Here is a 15,449-nt window from a genome sequence, read left to right as displayed (position 1 = left end):
CAGAAGCCATACCGCAGGACTTTTCATGAATTCCCAAAGCATCATCGTCCCGAAAATCTCCAACCTGCCGGTGCACGAGCCCCGGGCCCGGGCGATCCTGCGCTGGCTGGTGCGCAAGAACATCGTCAAGGAAGAGCTGAGTACCTGCGGACGCACCGGCAACCGCATGGCCTACGCCATCGCCGATGGTGCCCGCGCGGTGGTGCTGCACCCCGAGGCGCTGCCGTTCGGTGAGCCGATCAATGGGCTGGAAGTCATCACCAAGCGCTGCATCTACACCCCGGCCAAGGGTTTTCTCGAAGAAGCCGGTTGCGCCGAGTGCCGCCAGGAGATTGGCGAAGCGCTGTTCGAAAGCCTGGAAGACTGGATGCCGGGCCGCACCGACAACTTCACCTGCCCTGAATGCGGGCATGAAGACGACATCAACGGTTTTCTGTATTTGCAGGAATGCGGGTTTTCCAACCTCGGCTTCATCTTCAACAACTGGCTGGAAGCGGGGTTCAAGCAGAGTTTCATCGACGAATTCGCCGACTGGCTGGATCAGCCGGTGAGCTGGGTCAAGGTCGAGTTGTAGGGGGCGTTTTTCCCGTACATCAGCAACATTGATATAAGACAAGTTTTACATTGAGCCCGGTAGGGTGTCTGAGTATAATGGCGCGCTTCCATTTTCCCGCTCGGGAGCCCCCGCGATGCTGCGTATCAGCCAAGAAGCTCTGACCTTCGACGACATTCTCCTAGTGCCCGGTTATTCCGAGGTGCTTCCTAACGAAGTCAGTCTGAAGACCCGCCTTACCCGTGGCATCGAGCTGAACATTCCTCTGGTTTCTGCCGCCATGGACACCGTAACCGAAGCCCGTCTGGCAATCGCCATGGCTCAGGAAGGTGGCATCGGCATTATCCACAAGAACATGACCATCGAGCAGCAAGCTGCCGAAGTTCGCAAGGTCAAGAAGTTCGAAGCCGGTGTGGTCAAGGACCCAATCACCATCGAGGCTGACGCCACGGTTCGTGATCTGTTCGAACTGACCCGCATGCACAACATTTCCGGCGTTCCGGTTTTGCACGATGGCGACCTGGTCGGCATCGTCACCTCCCGTGACGTGCGTTTCGAAAACCGTCTGGACGCCCTGGTCCGCGACGTGATGACGCCGAAAGAGCGTCTGGTCACGGTCAAGGAAGGCGCCGACAAGAACGAAGCGCGTGAACTGCTGCACAAGCACCGCATCGAGCGCGTGCTGATCGTCGACGACAAGTTCGCCCTCAAGGGCATGATGACCGTCAACGACATCGAAAAAGCCAAGGCCTACCCGCTGGCCAGCAAGGACGATCAAGGTCGTCTGCGTGTCGGCGCTGCGGTCGGCACCGGTAAAGACACCGGTGACCGCGTTGCAGCCCTGGTCAATGCCGGTGTGGACGTGGTGGTGGTCGACACTGCACACGGTCACTCCAAAGGCGTGATCGACCGCGTTCGCTGGGTCAAACAGAACTTCCCTGAAGTGCAGGTGATCGGCGGCAACATCGCCACCGGCGCAGCCGCCAAGGCTCTGGCCGAAGCTGGCGCCGACGCTGTCAAGGTCGGTATCGGTCCAGGCTCGATCTGCACCACCCGTATCGTCGCCGGTGTCGGCGTTCCGCAAATCAGTGCCATCGCCAACGTGGCCGCTGCCCTCGAAGGCACCGGCGTTCCGTTGATCGCCGACGGCGGCATCCGTTTCTCCGGTGACCTGTCCAAGGCCATCGTGGCCGGTGCCTCGGCAGTGATGATGGGCTCGATGTTCGCCGGTACCGAAGAAGCACCGGGCGAGATCGAACTGTTCCAGGGCCGTTCCTACAAGGCTTATCGCGGCATGGGTTCGCTGGGCGCCATGTCCCAAGCTCAAGGTTCCTCCGACCGTTACTTCCAGGACTCCTCGGCAGGCGCCGAGAAGCTGGTTCCGGAAGGTATCGAGGGTCGCGTGCCGTACAAAGGCACCCTGACCGCGATCATTCACCAGTTGATGGGCGGTCTGCGTTCCTCGATGGGTTACACCGGCAGCGCCAACATCGAAGAGATGCGCACCAAGCCTGAGTTCGTGCGGATCACCGGTGCCGGCATGGCCGAGTCCCACGTTCACGACGTGCAGATCACCAAGGAAGCGCCAAACTACCGCGTAGGTTGAGGCTTCAAGCAAAACGTTAAATGACCGGGGCTGTTTTATTCAGCCCCGAGTCGTTTCTGAATCAAAGACTGTTTCTGAATTACTTAGACGAGACTGAATCATGGCCCTCGACATTCACGCTCACCGCATCCTGATCCTCGACTTCGGTTCGCAATACACCCAACTGATCGCCCGCCGCGTGCGCGAGATCGGTGTGTACTGCGAACTGCACCCGTTCGACATGGACGAAGATGCGATCCGCGAATTCGCGCCAAAAGGCGTGATCCTCGCCGGCGGTCCCGAGTCCGTGCACGAAGCCAACAGCCCGCGCTGCCCGCAAGCGGTGTTCGACCTGGGTGTTCCGGTCTTCGGTATCTGCTACGGCATGCAGACCATGGCCGAGCAACTGGGCGGCAAGGTTGAAGGCTCCGAACTGCGTGAGTTCGGTTATGCCCGCGTTGACGTGGTCGGCAAGAGCCGCCTGCTCGACGGCATCGAAGACCACATCGACGCCGACGGCCTGTTCGGCCTCGACGTGTGGATGAGCCACGGTGACAAGGTCACCAGGATGCCAAGCGATTTCCACATCCTGGCCAGCACCCCGAGCTGCCCGATCGCCGGCATGTTCAACGACGAGCGCGCTTACTACGGCGTGCAGTTCCACCCGGAAGTGACCCACACCAAGCAGGGCGGTCGCATCCTGTCGCGCTTCGTTCTCGACATCTGCGGCTGTGAAGCCCTGTGGACTCCGTCGAAGATCGCCGAAGACGCCATCGCCAACATCCGCGCACAGGTCGGTACCGACAACGTGTTGCTGGGTCTGTCCGGCGGTGTGGACTCCTCGGTAGTTGCGGCGCTGCTGCACAAGGCCATCGGTGATCAACTGACCTGCGTCTTCGTCGACAACGGCCTGCTGCGTCTGCACGAAGGTGAACAGGTTATGGCCATGTTCGCCGAGAACATGGGCGTCAAGGTGATCCGCGCCAACGCGGAAGACCAGTTCCTGAACAACCTGGCCGGCGAAGCCGATCCAGAGAAGAAGCGCAAGATCATCGGCCGTACCTTCATCGACGTGTTCGATGCCGAATCCTGCAAGCTGGACAACATCAAGTACCTCGCTCAGGGCACCATTTACCCGGACGTGATCGAGTCGGCTGGCGCGAAAAGCGGCAAGGCCCACGTGATCAAGTCGCACCACAACGTGGGCGGCCTGCCGGAAGAGATGAACCTGAAACTGGTCGAGCCTCTGCGCGAACTGTTCAAGGACGAAGTCCGTCGTCTGGGCCTGGAACTGGGCCTGCCGTACGACATGGTCTACCGTCACCCGTTCCCGGGCCCGGGCCTGGGCGTGCGCATCCTCGGCGAAGTGAAGAAGGAATACGCCGACCTGCTGCGTCGCGCCGACCACATCTTCATCGAAGAACTGCGCAAGGCCGACTGGTACCACAAGGTCAGCCAGGCCTTCGTAGTGTTCCAGCCGGTGAAATCGGTTGGCGTGGTCGGCGACGGCCGTCGTTACGCCTGGGTCGTTGCCCTGCGTGCCGTGGAAACCATCGACTTCATGACCGCACGTTGGGCACACCTGCCTTACGAACTGCTGGAAACCGTTTCCGGCCGCATCATCAATGAAATCGAAGGTATTTCGCGCGTTACTTACGACGTGTCGAGCAAGCCGCCGGCGACGATTGAGTGGGAATGATCCCGCGACACCGGTTGTATTGATGCAATGAAAAACCCTGGCTTCGGCCAGGGTTTTTTTGTTTGTGGCAATGGGCAGGTCAGTGGGGAAGGCGGCTTTGCAGTTGCAGCCCCATCTGTTTCAGTGCGCTGGATAACTGCTCTAGATTATCGTAGGCGACGCGGTGTACCGGACCCCAGGACGGGCGATCAATGTAATAGCGCCCGTCTGCGAAGGTCTGGACAGGGGTTTGTACAATCTCGCCGTTCAGACTTCTGTGGAACAACCGATAGGTACCTTGCGAACGTTCGAAAACATACATGCCCGCGCGATACAGCAGTCGGTGTATTTGCAGTTCGCTTCGGCTGACCGGGGCCGCTTCCAATTGCACCAGTGCGTCGACGTAATGGGTATCGAAAGTCCCGCGTTGTACCAGCGTTTCTGAATGCGGGCCCCGTTCTATATCGATGCCTGGGTCCGGTGAGACACGTTCGCCCAGTCCCGGATCAACTTCTTCAATGCGCAAACCGATGCCGCCTTCCAGTTCGCTGATGCCGGCAACGCCCCTGAACGTATTGGTGTTTTCCACGCCTGTCAGTACCACCCACTTGCCGACGTCATTCAGGTTCTTGTCGATAAACATGATGTCGGCTGTCAGGTGATTGGTCATGATTTGCTCCTCGGGCCGTGCGAGCGTATCGGGCCTTTTGTAGGAGGCCGCGCAATCGGTCGCCTGGACTCGAATACCGTTTTCTCGGGCGCTTTTGATCAGTGCCAGTTCGTCGAACTGCCCTGCCGGATCGGTACCGAGGCGACTCAGGTACTTCTGCAAGTCCTCGGACATGACGCCGGACTTGAAGTATGCATTCAGGTCAGCCTGGGCAAAGTCGCTGAGCAGTCGGCGCACATAAAGCGTCTTGACGCCTTCGCGCGCCAGAGCAGGCATGTTTTCAATGATCAGTCGCATGCTGGTGATTCGGCCCGGGGTTTCGCCGATCACCAGGCCGGGCGCTTCCTTGAGTGCCTGTGCAACGAAATCCATGAAGGTCATTGAAGAGGTAATTGCAGGTATCGGCGGGCGTGGCGGCAGATTGGCCCATGGCAGATTCTTGTAGAAGCGCCTGGCGGAGATCCGAAGCGCCCGGGCTTTATCGGCGAAATACAGGGCATAGCGATCCGGAGCGATCAGCCCGCCGTCAGGGCCAATTCGCAGTTGAATATGGGTTTCACGTAATTGCAGGGCCCAACGCCTCAGTTCGAACTCCCGCTGCGGATCGACTGCGTAAGGCGTCTTGACCAATCGGATGGCCGTTGGCTCGCTGGGCGCAGGGTTTGACGGTCCAGGTTGTGTGACCAACGGCTCCGGCTCAGCGGGCGAGGGTTCGCGTGTATCAAGCTCAAGTGCCACATCGACGGTGCATTGCCTGCCCAGGCACTGGCCGCCTCCCTTGAGTCCCAGTTGAGTCATGCGCTCCCACAGGCCTTCGCTGTTCAAGCGCACGGGTATGGCGTGGATCAGTTGGCTGGGTTTGGCCGGGTCGATGATCGCCCAGAATCCGCCACCCTGTGAGTCGTTGAAGTAACGGACGCAGTAGGCCGTGTCGTTCATCTGGATGGCGTAGGGAGGATCGGTGTCGAGTCTGTAGATGCCGCGATATTTGCCCGGCTCAGTAACCGGATCAAGACCGTCGAGGATTGCATTGGATTGAAAGCGTTGCGGGATTTGTGAAGCTTGCACTGGTTCGGATATGACCGAGGGCTGTTCTGGCAGAACAGACACGATGTCATTCGGTTGTTCTGGCTCCAGTTCCGCTGCTGTATCGGCTTCTGTCAGTTCGCTTGCTTCGATGGCTTCTGACGGCACGTCGAGCTCCGCCAGTGCGCCTGTGCCCTTGAGAAACGGAATATTAAACAACGCGTCGATGCCGCTGAAAATGGCCGCCAGGACACCTTCCTTGCGTTCCGCGGCAGTCCTGCCATTGACCGCCCTGTCAATGTTCAGCCCCATGTCGGCGAGACTGGCGCCAATGACCGGCAATGCCACGGGCCAGCCCACTACGGTCATCGGGCCAAATATTTTCAGGCCGGCGCTCAGATAACCGATCCACAGTTTCTTGCGCAGATCCGCGTTTGAGGTCAGGGAAAGATCCGCTTCGGCGAACATCGCGCTATGGGCACAGTCACGCAGCCAGCTGAATGCATCCACCGTGACCGTGTGATCGTTACGGTTGATCAGATGATGATCCGAATGCCCCCAGGTGCTGACCAGTCGATTCATCAGGTCACTGATGTGTTCGGTCATCCAGTGCCGGTCAGCCAGCGAGAAATGTTTGAGGAACAGTTCGCGCGGCGCTTTCTCGTTCAGCTGTTGCAAGGCCCACCAGTGCATGTCAGTGGGGGTGTCCAGCACATGAAATGGTTGGTTGTCGCCCGGCACATAGAGGATTTGCCGGCCGGTCGAGTCGATGATGCGCAGGATGTCGGTGGCCACGCGGCCGTCGATATCCAGTGCGCAAACCCGCAGGCCATGGCCGGGCATGAACTCGGCTTGCAGACTTGGCAGGCTCACGGGCCAGGTCAGCGGTCCGATGACCGCGCTGATTGCAGTCTGGAAGTCCTTGTCGTTCAGGTGGCCGAGCGCTTGGGCCTCAACGGCTTTGCCGAGGAAGTTGCATTTGGCCAGTGTGCGGAATTCGCTGGAGTGCTGATTCCAGAACGACTGCAGCTCGTTGCGGTAACGCTCGCTGAAATTGAGGTTCCAGAAGTCGTTGATCACCTCGTGACCGTGCAGCCGGACTTCGTTGCTTGCATCGAAGTTTTCGGAGTCAGGTCCTGCGCTGTAAAACCCGCCGTATACACCGAGCAAGTCGGCGTTGTCCTGATCCGTGGCGCGGAACCGGTGTATCACCAGTTGCGTCAGGGTCAGGCTTTCATAGGGTTTTTCACCATAATGCTGCCAACCGGTGAATGATGTGGACAGGCTCTGAGCAGTTCTGAATCGATGGTAATAGACGTGATCGGGGTCGAGGCCGGTAAGGCCATGTCTGGCGAGCACTTCAATGGCAATCTGACGGGCCGTGTCGTTCAGGCTCGGGCACGCCGTGATCACCTGTGTGGCCATGACCTTGAGTGCAGCTCTGTCGGCGTCGTTGGGCAGCGGACGTTGTTCTGTCGGGTTCATTCGTTCTATTCCTTGAGCGGGAAGAGAAGGGTGATCCACTCGCTCAAGGGGTGTGCGGTACATGATTACCACCCGATATTGTTCCGGATGTGCGGCCATCCGCCGCGCCGCCCTTACTGTTTCGCAGGCGCAGGTGTATCGTATTCGCCTTTTGCGGGCGCCCAGGCTCGCGGCAGATACGTGAGGTAGTTGTGTCCAAGTCCTTTACCCGTCGACAGATACTCGGTGGTCTGGCCGGTCTTGCAGTGGTTGGTGCGGGAGCCGGTGGTGCGACGCGTTACTGGTTGGGCAAGGTGGCGGATGCCAACGCAGGACATGACTACGAACTGATCGCCGCGCCATTGGACGTCGAGCTGGTGCCGGGGTACAAGACTGAAGCCTGGGCGTTCGGCCCGTCGGCGCCGGGCACCGAATTGCGCGTGCGTCAGGGCGAGTGGCTGCGGGTGCGGTTCATCAACCATCTGCCGGTCGCGACCACCATTCACTGGCACGGCATTCGCCTGCCGCTGGAAATGGACGGCGTGCCTTACGTGTCGCAGCTGCCGGTACTGCCGGGTGAATATTTCGATTACAAATTCCGCGTGCCGGACGCCGGGAGCTACTGGTATCACCCGCACGTCAGCAGCAGCGAAGAACTCGGGCGCGGGCTGGTCGGGCCGTTGATTGTCGAGGAGCGCGAGCCGACCGGGTTCAGGTACGAAAAGACCCTGAGCCTGAAAAACTGGCATATCGACGACGAGGGCAACTTCGTCGAATTCAGCATTCCGCGCGAAGCCGCCCGTGGCGGTACGGCGGGGCGGCTGTCGACCATCAACGGCGTGCCGACCCCGGTGATCGAGTTGCCGGCCGGGCAGATCACCCGCGTACGCCTGCTCAACCTCGACAACACCCTGACTTACCGCATCAATATTCCCGGCGTCGAGGCAAAAATCTACGCGCTGGACGGCAATCCGGTCGAGCCGCGCCCGTTGGGCAAGGAGTACTGGCTCGGTCCCGGCATGCGCATCTGCCTGGCGATCAAGGCACCGCCGGCCGGCGAGGAACTGTCGCTGCGCAACGGTCCGGTTCGCTTGGGCACCCTGCGGTCGGTGGCCAACAATGACGCGCCGACCGACTGGCCAAAGGCATTGCCGGCCAACCCGGTGGCCGAGCCGGACCTGGCCAATGCCGAGAAACTCAACTTCAATTTCGAATGGGTCGGTTCGGTGTCGGTGAATGTCGACAACGGCAAGCCACCGAGCCTGTGGCAGATCAACGGCAAGGCCTGGGACATCACTGACAAGACCTGCGCCGACCGGCCGATCGCCAGCCTGAAACTCGGTCAGAGCTATATCTTCGAACTGAAGAACATGACCCAGTACCAGCACCCGATCCACCTGCATGGCATGAGCTTCAAGGTGATTGCGTCGAACCGGCACAAGATCGTGCCGTACTTCACCGACACTTATCTGCTGGGCAAGAACGAGCGCGCGCAAGTGGCGCTGGTGGCGGATAACCCGGGGGTGTGGATGTTCCACTGCCACGTGATCGATCACATGGAAACCGGCCTGATGGCCGCCATCGAGGTGAAGTGATGCGCCAGATTCGCCCCGCGGCGATCATCGACCGCAGCCGTGACCGCGATTTCATGCGCGAGGCGCTGGAATTGGCGGCCCAAGGCGCAGCCCTTGGCGAAGTGCCGGTGGGCGCGGTGCTGGTGCAGGACGGCGAGATCATCGGGCGTGGTTTCAACTGTCCGATCAGTACCAGCGATCCCAGCGCACACGCAGAAATGGTCGCGATCCGCGCCGCCGCGCAAGCGGTGGATAACTATCGTCTGCCGGGCAGCACGCTCTACGTGACGCTGGAACCGTGCAGCATGTGCGCCGGGTTGATCGTGCATTCGCGGATCGCCCGCGTAGTGTATGGGGCGCTGGAGCCCAAGGCCGGGATTGTGCAGAGTCAGGGGCAGTTCTTCACTCAGGGCTTTCTCAACCATCGAGTGTTGTATGAAGGCGGGGTGTTGGCGGAGGAGTGTGGGGCAGTGTTGACCGAGTTCTTCAGGGCGCGGCGCGCCAAGCCCACTGAATAAAAACAAAACAAATGTGGGAGCGGGCTTGCTCGCGAAGTGGGAGTGCCAGTCGACATTGATGTGCCTGACACACCGCCTTCGCGAGCAAGCCCGCTCCCACAGGGGATCTCCTTTTTCTGGATATCGGGGTTACTTCTTCGCGACAATCACCGCCCGCATCGGCGCCGGCAGCCCTTCGATCGTCTTGCTGTGATCTTCCGGATCAAGGAAATCGCTCAACGACTGATACTTCATCCACTCGGTTCCGCGCTGTTCTTCAACGGTGGTGGTGCTCACATCCACGCATTTCACATCCGTGAAACCCGCACGACGCAGCCACAATTCCAGCGCCGGCACCGACGGCAAGAACCACACATTACGCATCTGCGCATAGCGGTCTTCCGGCACCAGCACCTGATGTTTGTCGCCTTCGACCACCAGCGTCTCCAGCACCAGTTCGCCACCCTTCACCAGGCAATCCTTCAGCGCCAGCAAATGCTCGATCGGCGAGCGACGGTGATAGAACACACCCATCGAAAACACCGTGTCAAAGCCTTCCAGATTCGGCGGCAGGTCTTCGAACGGGAACGGCAGGTGCCAGGCATTCGGCTCTGACAGATAACGCTGCACCGCCTGGAACTGGCAGAAGAACAGCCAGTTCGGGTCGACGCCGATCACGCTGTCGGCGCCGGCACCGAGCATGCGCCACATGTAGTAGCCGTTGCCGCAACCGACATCGAGGATGCGCTTGCCCTTCAGATCCAGATGCGGAGCGACCCGCGACCACTTCCAGTCCGAGCGCCATTCGGTGTCGACGTGCACGCCGAACAGATCGAACGGCCCCTTGCGCCACGGCGACAGGCCCATCAGCGCGGTGCGCATCTGTGCGCGGGTTGCGTCGTCGCAATCGGTGTCCAGCTTCAGGCCGTCGAGCAGGTCGACTTCGGTCGGCTGGAGCTTCGGCAAAGCGTCCAGCGCACTTTGCCAGCGTTCCAGATCGCCGTGGCCTTTCTCCATTTTCTTGTCGAGCTGCACTTGCAGGGTGTTGGCCCATTCGGCCAGCGGCGTGCCGGCCAGACGGCGGGCGAGGGGGGACAGATCAATCATGGCAAGGCAATCAACGAGGCAAAGTTAAGACACTGGAACCACGGCACGACTTTCGAGAACCCGGCGGCCAGCAGGCGCTCGCGGTGTTCTTCGAGGCTGTCGGGCTTCATGACGTTTTCGATGGCGCTGCGCTTCTGGGCAATTTCCAGTTCGCTGTAGCCGTTGGCACGTTTGAACGCGACGTGCAGATCGGTCAGCAGCGCGTGTTCTTCGGCATCGTTGAAGCGCAGCTTCTCCGACAGGATCAGCGCGCCGCCCGGCAACAACGACTGGCGAATGCGCGACAGCAACGCCGTGCGCTGCTCCGGGGCAATGAATTGCAGAGTGAAGTTCAGCGCCACCACCGACGCCGGTTTGAAATCGAGGGCGAGGATGTCGCCTTCGATCACTTCGACCGGCAGCAACTCCTGGAACATCGAATCCTGACCGTTGAGGTATTCGCGGCAGCGCTCGACCATCGCCGCCGAGTTATCCACCGCGATCACCCGGCAACCGTCGGTGCGCACGTGGCGGCGCAGGGCCTGGGTCACTGCACCGAGCGAGGCGCCAAGGTCGTAGAGCACGCTGTTCGGCTGGGCGAACTGCGCCGCGAGCACGCCGAGGTTTTCGACGATGGTCGGGTAACCCGGCACCGAACGCTTGATCATGTCCGGGAACACCCGCACCACGTCTTCGTTGAAGGCGAAGTCAGGCACCTGGGCCATCGGTTGGGCGAAAATGCGATCGGGTTCTTTGCTCACGGCGGTTCCGGCGGTGTCGATGAAAAGGCCGGCATTTTAGCCAAACTGGCGCGCAGATGCGCGGGTTGTCTGATAAACCGCTTTGCAGCAAGTGACCGTTCCCTCGCTCCGCGTGGGAATGCATCCCGTGACGCTCTGCGTCACTTGCACAAGGACGCAGAGCGTGGGAACGATCGGTTTCAGAGGTCGGGGCGTTTGGTTTGGGAGAAGGCCGAGGCGGCAATCCCCCACTGCCCCAGCCAGTAACTGAGGATGATGATGTAAGGCGCCGCATTGAACGGTGACACGAACCGGTTGATGCCAATCACGCTGTCGGAGAACACGAACGCCACCGCGCCGCCCGCCGCCAACAATGCCGAACGTTGCGGCACGCCGCTGTCGAGTCGGGCCAGGGCGCGCCAGAGCATGGCGCTGATGGCGGTGCCGTAAACGATCACCGGCGCGGTCAACGGACCCAGTCCATTGGAAATCAGGATGCCCAATAGCACGGCGCCGACACTGAGCGCCAGGATCAGCGGCAGCAGGGCCAGGCGCCGGCAATCGCTGAGGTAAGCCTTGAGATACGCCAGATGCGCGACCAGAAACGCGCCCAAACCGAAGACAAACAAATCCCCCGGCCACGCCAGCAGCACATCGCCGATCAACGAGAAAATCAGACCGAGGCTGATCCAGCGGCGATATTCGCTCGGCGGCGCATCGTGCAGCCAGCCGAGCAACGCCAGCACCGGCAGCGGTTTGACCAGCAGGCAGAGCAACGCCGCATGGGTGCTGACGCCATACAGAAAAGTCACGGCGCCCATCAGCGCGAGGATCAGCCAGCCCACGATCAGTTCACCGAAATGGCGCAGTCAAAGGTTTCCACCGGCAACACTTCCGGTGCCCACGGTTGCTGCGAAGTCAGACGTAGACGACCGGTGCCGGGGGCGAAGGCCTGGAAGCGCCAGGTCGATAGACCGGCCGCGCCGACCACGCCGGCATCTTCCGGGTTGGTATAGACCTCGGGGCTGAGCGCACGCAACACGCCTCCGGCCGAATCCTGAATGGCCCAGCGGTAGCCAGTGCTCGGATTGCTGGGCAGGGTGACGATCAGGTTTTGTCCGTTGCTGAGTTGCACCGGGCATTCGCTCTGTTTTTCCACGGTCACGTTGGTTTTCGGTTGCGTGGCGCAGGCGGCCAGCAGGGCAAGGGACAGGGGGACAAACAGGCGAAGGGGGGACATGGATTCAGTGGCTCCGGCGTTGGCGACGAACGGCGAGCATAACTGAAGATGAGACAAAGTGTGACCGTGCGGGAGTGGGTGCTGTCCTGGCTGACGCCATCGCTGGCAAGCCAGCTCCCACAGGTTTCTCGGTTGAACACAAGATTCGTGAGCACCATTTGAACTTGTGGGAGCTGGCTTGCCAGCGAAGGCGGCAGTGCAGGCACTACATCATTGTCAGAAAAGCACCTTCGCCACATCCGCAAACTTCTTGGCGAAATGCACCGTAATGCCTTCCTTCAAGTAATCCGGCAGTTCCTCAAAGTTGCCACGATTCGCCTCCGGCAAAATCAGTTCGAAAATCTTCTGCCGCCGCGCCGCAATCACCTTCTCGCGCACCCCGCCAATCGGCAGCACATGCCCGGTCAGCGTCAGCTCGCCAGTCATCGCCACGCCTTTTTTCGGCGGCTGGTTACGGGCGAGCGAGAGCAGGGCGCTGGCCATGGTCACGCCGGCGCTCGGGCCGTCTTTCGGTGTTGCGCCTTCCGGTACGTGCAGGTGGACGAAAGCCTCATCGAAGAACTTCGGATCGCCACCGAAGGATTTGAGGTGTGAACTGACGTAGCTGTAGGCGATCTCCGCCGATTCCTTCATCACATCGCCCAGTTGCCCGGTGAGTTTGAAACCACGATTTAACGTGTGAATCCGCGTGGCTTCGATCGGCAGAGTCGCGCCGCCCATGCTGGTCCACGCCAGGCCGGTGATCACGCCGGTGCCGGACAGCACCTGTTCGTTGCGGAACACCGGATGGCCGAGGGACGCTTCGAGATCTTTCGGGCCGAGCTTGATCACCGCTTTCGGGTCGTCGATCAGCTTCATCACCGCTTTGCGCACCAGTTTGCCCATTTGTTTTTCCAGCTGGCGCACGCCGGCTTCACGGGCGTAACCGTCGATCAAGGCCTTGAGCGCCGTGTCGCTGATGCTCAGGCTGCCCTTGGACACGCCGGCCTTTTCCAGCAGTTTCGGCCACAGGTGACGCTTGGCGATGGCGACTTTTTCTTCGGTGATATAACCCGACAGGCGAATCACTTCCATCCGGTCCAGCAACGGGCCGGGAATCGAATCCAGGGTGTTGGCGGTGCAGACGAACAGGACTTTCGACAGGTCCATCCGCAGGTCCAGATAGTGGTCGAGGAATTCGACGTTCTGTTCCGGGTCGAGGGTTTCCAGCAGCGCCGAGGCCGGGTCGCCCTGGTAGCTCTGGCCCATCTTGTCGATCTCGTCGAGCATGATCACCGGGTTCATCACTTCGACGTCTTTCAACGCCTGTACCAGTTTGCCCGGCTGCGCACCAATGTAAGTGCGGCGGTGGCCCTTGATTTCGGCCTCGTCACGCATGCCGCCGACGCTGAAACGGTAGAACGGCCGGCCGAGCGATTCGGCGATCGATTTGCCGACACTGGTTTTACCCACGCCCGGCGGGCCGACCAGCAGCACGATGGAGCCGCTGATTTCACCTTTGTAGGCACCGACCGCGAGGAATTCGAGGATCCGGTCCTTGATGTCGTCGAGGCCGGCGTGGTGTTTGTCCAGTACCTTGCGCGCGTGCTTGAGGTCGATCTTGTCCTCGCCGTATACGCCCCACGGCACCGAGGTCGCCCAGTCGAGGTAGTTGCGGGTGACCGCGTATTCCGGCGATCCGGTTTCGAGGATCGACAGTTTGTTCATTTCCTCTTCGAGACGCTTCTGCACCTGGGTCGGCAGGACTTTGCCTTCCAGGCGCTGCTCGAACTGTTCGAGGTCGGCGCTGCGGTCGTCCTTGGTCAGGCCGAGTTCCTGCTGGATGACCTTGAGCTGCTCCTTGAGGAAGAACTCGCGCTGATGCTCGCCGATCTTGCGGTTCACTTCGGCGGAGATTTCTTTCTGCAGGCGCGCAACTTCGACTTCCTTGCGCAGCATCGGCAGGACTTTTTCCATGCGCTTGAGCATCGGCACGCAGTCGAGCACTTGCTGCAGCTCATTGCCGGTCGCCGAGGTAAGGGCGGCGGCGAAGTCGGTCAGCGGCGACGGATCGTTGGGGCTGAAGCGGTTGAGGTAGTTCTTCAGCTCTTCGCTGTACAGCGGGTTGAGCGGCAGCAGTTCCTTGATCGCGTTGATCAGCGCCATGCCGTAGGCCTTGACCTCGTCGGTCGGCTCGGTGGGCTGGTGCGGGTATTCGACTTCCACCAGATACGGCGGGCGGTGGTGTTTGAGCCAGGTCTTGATGCGCACGCGACTCAGGCCCTGGGCGACGAATTGCAGTTTGCCGTTTTCGCGGCTGGCGTGGTGCACCTTGACCAGGGTGCCGTATTGCGGCAACGCCTTGGTGTCGAAGTGGCGCGGGTCTTCCTGGGGTGTGTCCATGAAGAACAGGGCCAGGGAGTGGTGTTCGGATTTGCTGACCAGTTCGAGGGTTTCGGCCCAGGGTTCTTCGTTGACGATGACCGGCAGGACCTGCGCCGGGAAGAACGGGCGGTTGTGGATCGGGATGATGTAGACCTTGTCCGGCAGGTTCTGGCCGGGCAGGGCGAGGCCTTTGCCGGGGACGTGGTGTTCGATGTGTTCGGCGTCGGTTTCGGTGATGTCGTCGGGGTTCTCGGGGAATTCTTGCTGGTCGCTCATGGGGCACCTGCGCAATTGGGTATGGCTGTTAGATGGGGCAGGGTTTGGGTGGTTTCAATGGGGATGGGTGTTTCTGCTTGTGTGTTCAGGGTTTTGACAGGGTTTTGGGGTTGGGCTTGGCGGCCTTTGGGCCGACCATGCTCTTGGGTTTTTGGTGAATATCCGTTTCTGCGGGGGTTGCCGCTGGCGGTTTCGCCCTTACGGCGACTCACTTTTTTGACAAACGCCTCAAAAAAGTAAGCAAAAAAAGGCTTGTCCCAACGTTCGGCCCGCTCGCTGAGGCTCGGGGTTCCTTCGCTCCGGGATTCATCCGGGGGCATCGCCTCCGGTTTGCTTCGCTGCACCTCCTCTCGATGTGTTCGACTGCGTCGAACGGCGCTGCGCGCCTACCCCCCGGATGAACCCCTCCACTCAGCCTGCCGACGGGACCTGTGGATCAAGATCAAGAGCTTTGTCGAGCTAACGCTCATCCTGTTTTTTGGGGGAGCCATGCGCGGGTTGGTCGACCGGGGAATGGAACCTGGCAGGGCGTAGGCCCTCCCACGCATGGCTGTAACTTGATCGTTCCCACGCTCCGCGTGGGAATGCAGCCCGGGACGCTCTGCGTCCCAATCGATCTGCCAGCGAATGCGGTTTGTGGCTGGCAGTCGGTATCGTCAGGGCGGCTTAGCTTTGTGCTTGATCGTTCCCACGCTC

The 15,449-nt window shown here is 60.6% G+C and carries 11 protein-coding genes; 5 read left to right on the top strand and 6 right to left on the bottom strand.

The window, feature by feature from the left end:
* The first annotated feature begins 25 nt into the window (after nt 1-25).
* The 3 genes from CAF63_RS09190 to guaA all read left to right on the top strand — a co-directional run bounded on the left by CAF63_RS09190 (nt 26) and on the right by guaA (nt 3,837).
* The gene (locus CAF63_RS09190) at nt 26-574 is read left to right on the top strand and encodes a hypothetical protein (RefSeq protein ID WP_011335799.1); all 549 of its coding nucleotides are present in this window, start codon (nt 26-28) and stop codon (nt 572-574) included.
* A gap of 115 nt (nt 575-689) precedes the next feature.
* On the top strand, nt 690-2,159 hold the full coding sequence (guaB, locus tag CAF63_RS09185) for an IMP dehydrogenase (RefSeq protein WP_085684599.1): 1,470 nt from the start codon (nt 690-692) through the stop codon (nt 2,157-2,159).
* 100 nt (nt 2,160-2,259) lie between these two features.
* Nucleotides 2,260-3,837 (top strand): glutamine-hydrolyzing GMP synthase, encoded by a 1,578-nt coding sequence (guaA, locus tag CAF63_RS09180; protein ID WP_064599229.1) that lies wholly within the window; start codon nt 2,260-2,262, stop codon nt 3,835-3,837.
* Between the two features lie 79 nt (nt 3,838-3,916).
* On the opposite strand, the gene CAF63_RS09175 is transcribed toward guaA, so the two are convergent.
* Nucleotides 3,917-7,060, bottom strand: a complete 3,144-nt coding sequence (locus CAF63_RS09175) for a membrane-targeted effector domain-containing toxin (protein WP_085684861.1) — start codon at nt 7,058-7,060, stop codon at nt 3,917-3,919.
* A gap of 128 nt (nt 7,061-7,188) precedes the next feature.
* Between CAF63_RS09175 and CAF63_RS09170 the strand changes: the two genes are divergently transcribed.
* Together CAF63_RS09170 and tadA are read left to right on the top strand one after the other, a co-directional pair.
* Nucleotides 7,189-8,571 (top strand): multicopper oxidase family protein, encoded by a 1,383-nt coding sequence (locus CAF63_RS09170; RefSeq protein WP_085684597.1) that lies wholly within the window; start codon nt 7,189-7,191, stop codon nt 8,569-8,571.
* Complete coding sequence (gene tadA / locus CAF63_RS09165) at nt 8,571-9,068, top strand: tRNA adenosine(34) deaminase TadA (protein ID WP_085684595.1); 498 nt, start codon at nt 8,571-8,573, stop codon at nt 9,066-9,068. The genes CAF63_RS09170 and tadA overlap by 1 nt, the downstream gene beginning before the upstream one ends.
* Nucleotides 9,069-9,197: 129 nt before the next feature.
* On the opposite strand, the gene cmoB is transcribed toward tadA, so the two are convergent.
* The 5 genes from cmoB to lon all read right to left on the bottom strand — a co-directional run bounded on the left by cmoB (nt 9,198) and on the right by lon (nt 14,753).
* The gene (gene cmoB / locus CAF63_RS09160) at nt 9,198-10,154 is read right to left on the bottom strand and encodes a tRNA 5-methoxyuridine(34)/uridine 5-oxyacetic acid(34) synthase CmoB (protein ID WP_085684593.1); all 957 of its coding nucleotides are present in this window, start codon (nt 10,152-10,154) and stop codon (nt 9,198-9,200) included.
* Nucleotides 10,151-10,858 (bottom strand): carboxy-S-adenosyl-L-methionine synthase CmoA, encoded by a 708-nt coding sequence (gene cmoA / locus CAF63_RS09155; RefSeq protein ID WP_219737186.1) that lies wholly within the window; start codon nt 10,856-10,858, stop codon nt 10,151-10,153. The genes cmoB and cmoA overlap by 4 nt, the downstream gene beginning before the upstream one ends.
* 215 nt (nt 10,859-11,073) lie before the next feature.
* A complete protein-coding gene (locus tag CAF63_RS09150; protein WP_178081280.1) occupies nt 11,074-11,718 on the bottom strand; it encodes a lysoplasmalogenase in 645 nt (214 codons plus the stop codon).
* A 2-nt stretch (nt 11,719-11,720) separates the two neighbouring features.
* Nucleotides 11,721-12,113 carry a protease inhibitor I42 family protein gene (locus tag CAF63_RS09145; RefSeq protein ID WP_085684588.1) on the bottom strand — a complete coding sequence of 131 codons (393 nt, stop codon included), beginning with the start codon at nt 12,111-12,113 and terminating at the stop codon, nt 11,721-11,723.
* Between the two features lie 216 nt (nt 12,114-12,329).
* Nucleotides 12,330-14,753 carry an endopeptidase La gene (lon, locus tag CAF63_RS09140; protein ID WP_085684586.1) on the bottom strand — a complete coding sequence of 808 codons (2,424 nt, stop codon included), beginning with the start codon at nt 14,751-14,753 and terminating at the stop codon, nt 12,330-12,332.
* Between the last annotated feature and the right edge of the window lie 696 nt (nt 14,754-15,449).

Source organism: Pseudomonas sp. B20(2017) (assembly GCF_002113125.1).
In the GTDB taxonomy this organism is placed as follows: Bacteria; Pseudomonadota; Gammaproteobacteria; order Pseudomonadales; family Pseudomonadaceae; genus Aquipseudomonas.
This window is presented reverse-complemented; position numbering and strand designations above follow the sequence as displayed.

Excerpts from the sequence above, each read along its gene's own strand:
- cmoA (WP_219737186.1), bottom strand. The coding sequence starts at position 10,858 with ATGGCCCAGGTGCCTGACTTCGCCTTCAACGAAGACGTGGTGCGGGTG.
- CAF63_RS09175 (WP_085684861.1), bottom strand. The coding sequence starts at position 7,060 with ATGTACCGCACACCCCTTGAGCGAGTGGATCACCCTTCTCTTCCCGCT.
- CAF63_RS09190 (WP_011335799.1), top strand. The coding sequence starts at position 26 with ATGAATTCCCAAAGCATCATCGTCCCGAAAATCTCCAACCTGCCGGTG.
- tadA (WP_085684595.1), top strand. The coding sequence starts at position 8,571 with ATGCGCCAGATTCGCCCCGCGGCGATCATCGACCGCAGCCGTGACCGC.
- lon (WP_085684586.1), bottom strand. The coding sequence starts at position 14,753 with ATGAGCGACCAGCAAGAATTCCCCGAGAACCCCGACGACATCACCGAA.
- cmoB (WP_085684593.1), bottom strand. The coding sequence starts at position 10,154 with ATGATTGATCTGTCCCCCCTCGCCCGCCGTCTGGCCGGCACGCCGCTG.
- CAF63_RS09145 (WP_085684588.1), bottom strand. The coding sequence starts at position 12,113 with ATGTCCCCCCTTCGCCTGTTTGTCCCCCTGTCCCTTGCCCTGCTGGCC.
- guaA (WP_064599229.1), top strand. The coding sequence starts at position 2,260 with ATGGCCCTCGACATTCACGCTCACCGCATCCTGATCCTCGACTTCGGT.
- guaB (WP_085684599.1), top strand. The coding sequence starts at position 690 with ATGCTGCGTATCAGCCAAGAAGCTCTGACCTTCGACGACATTCTCCTA.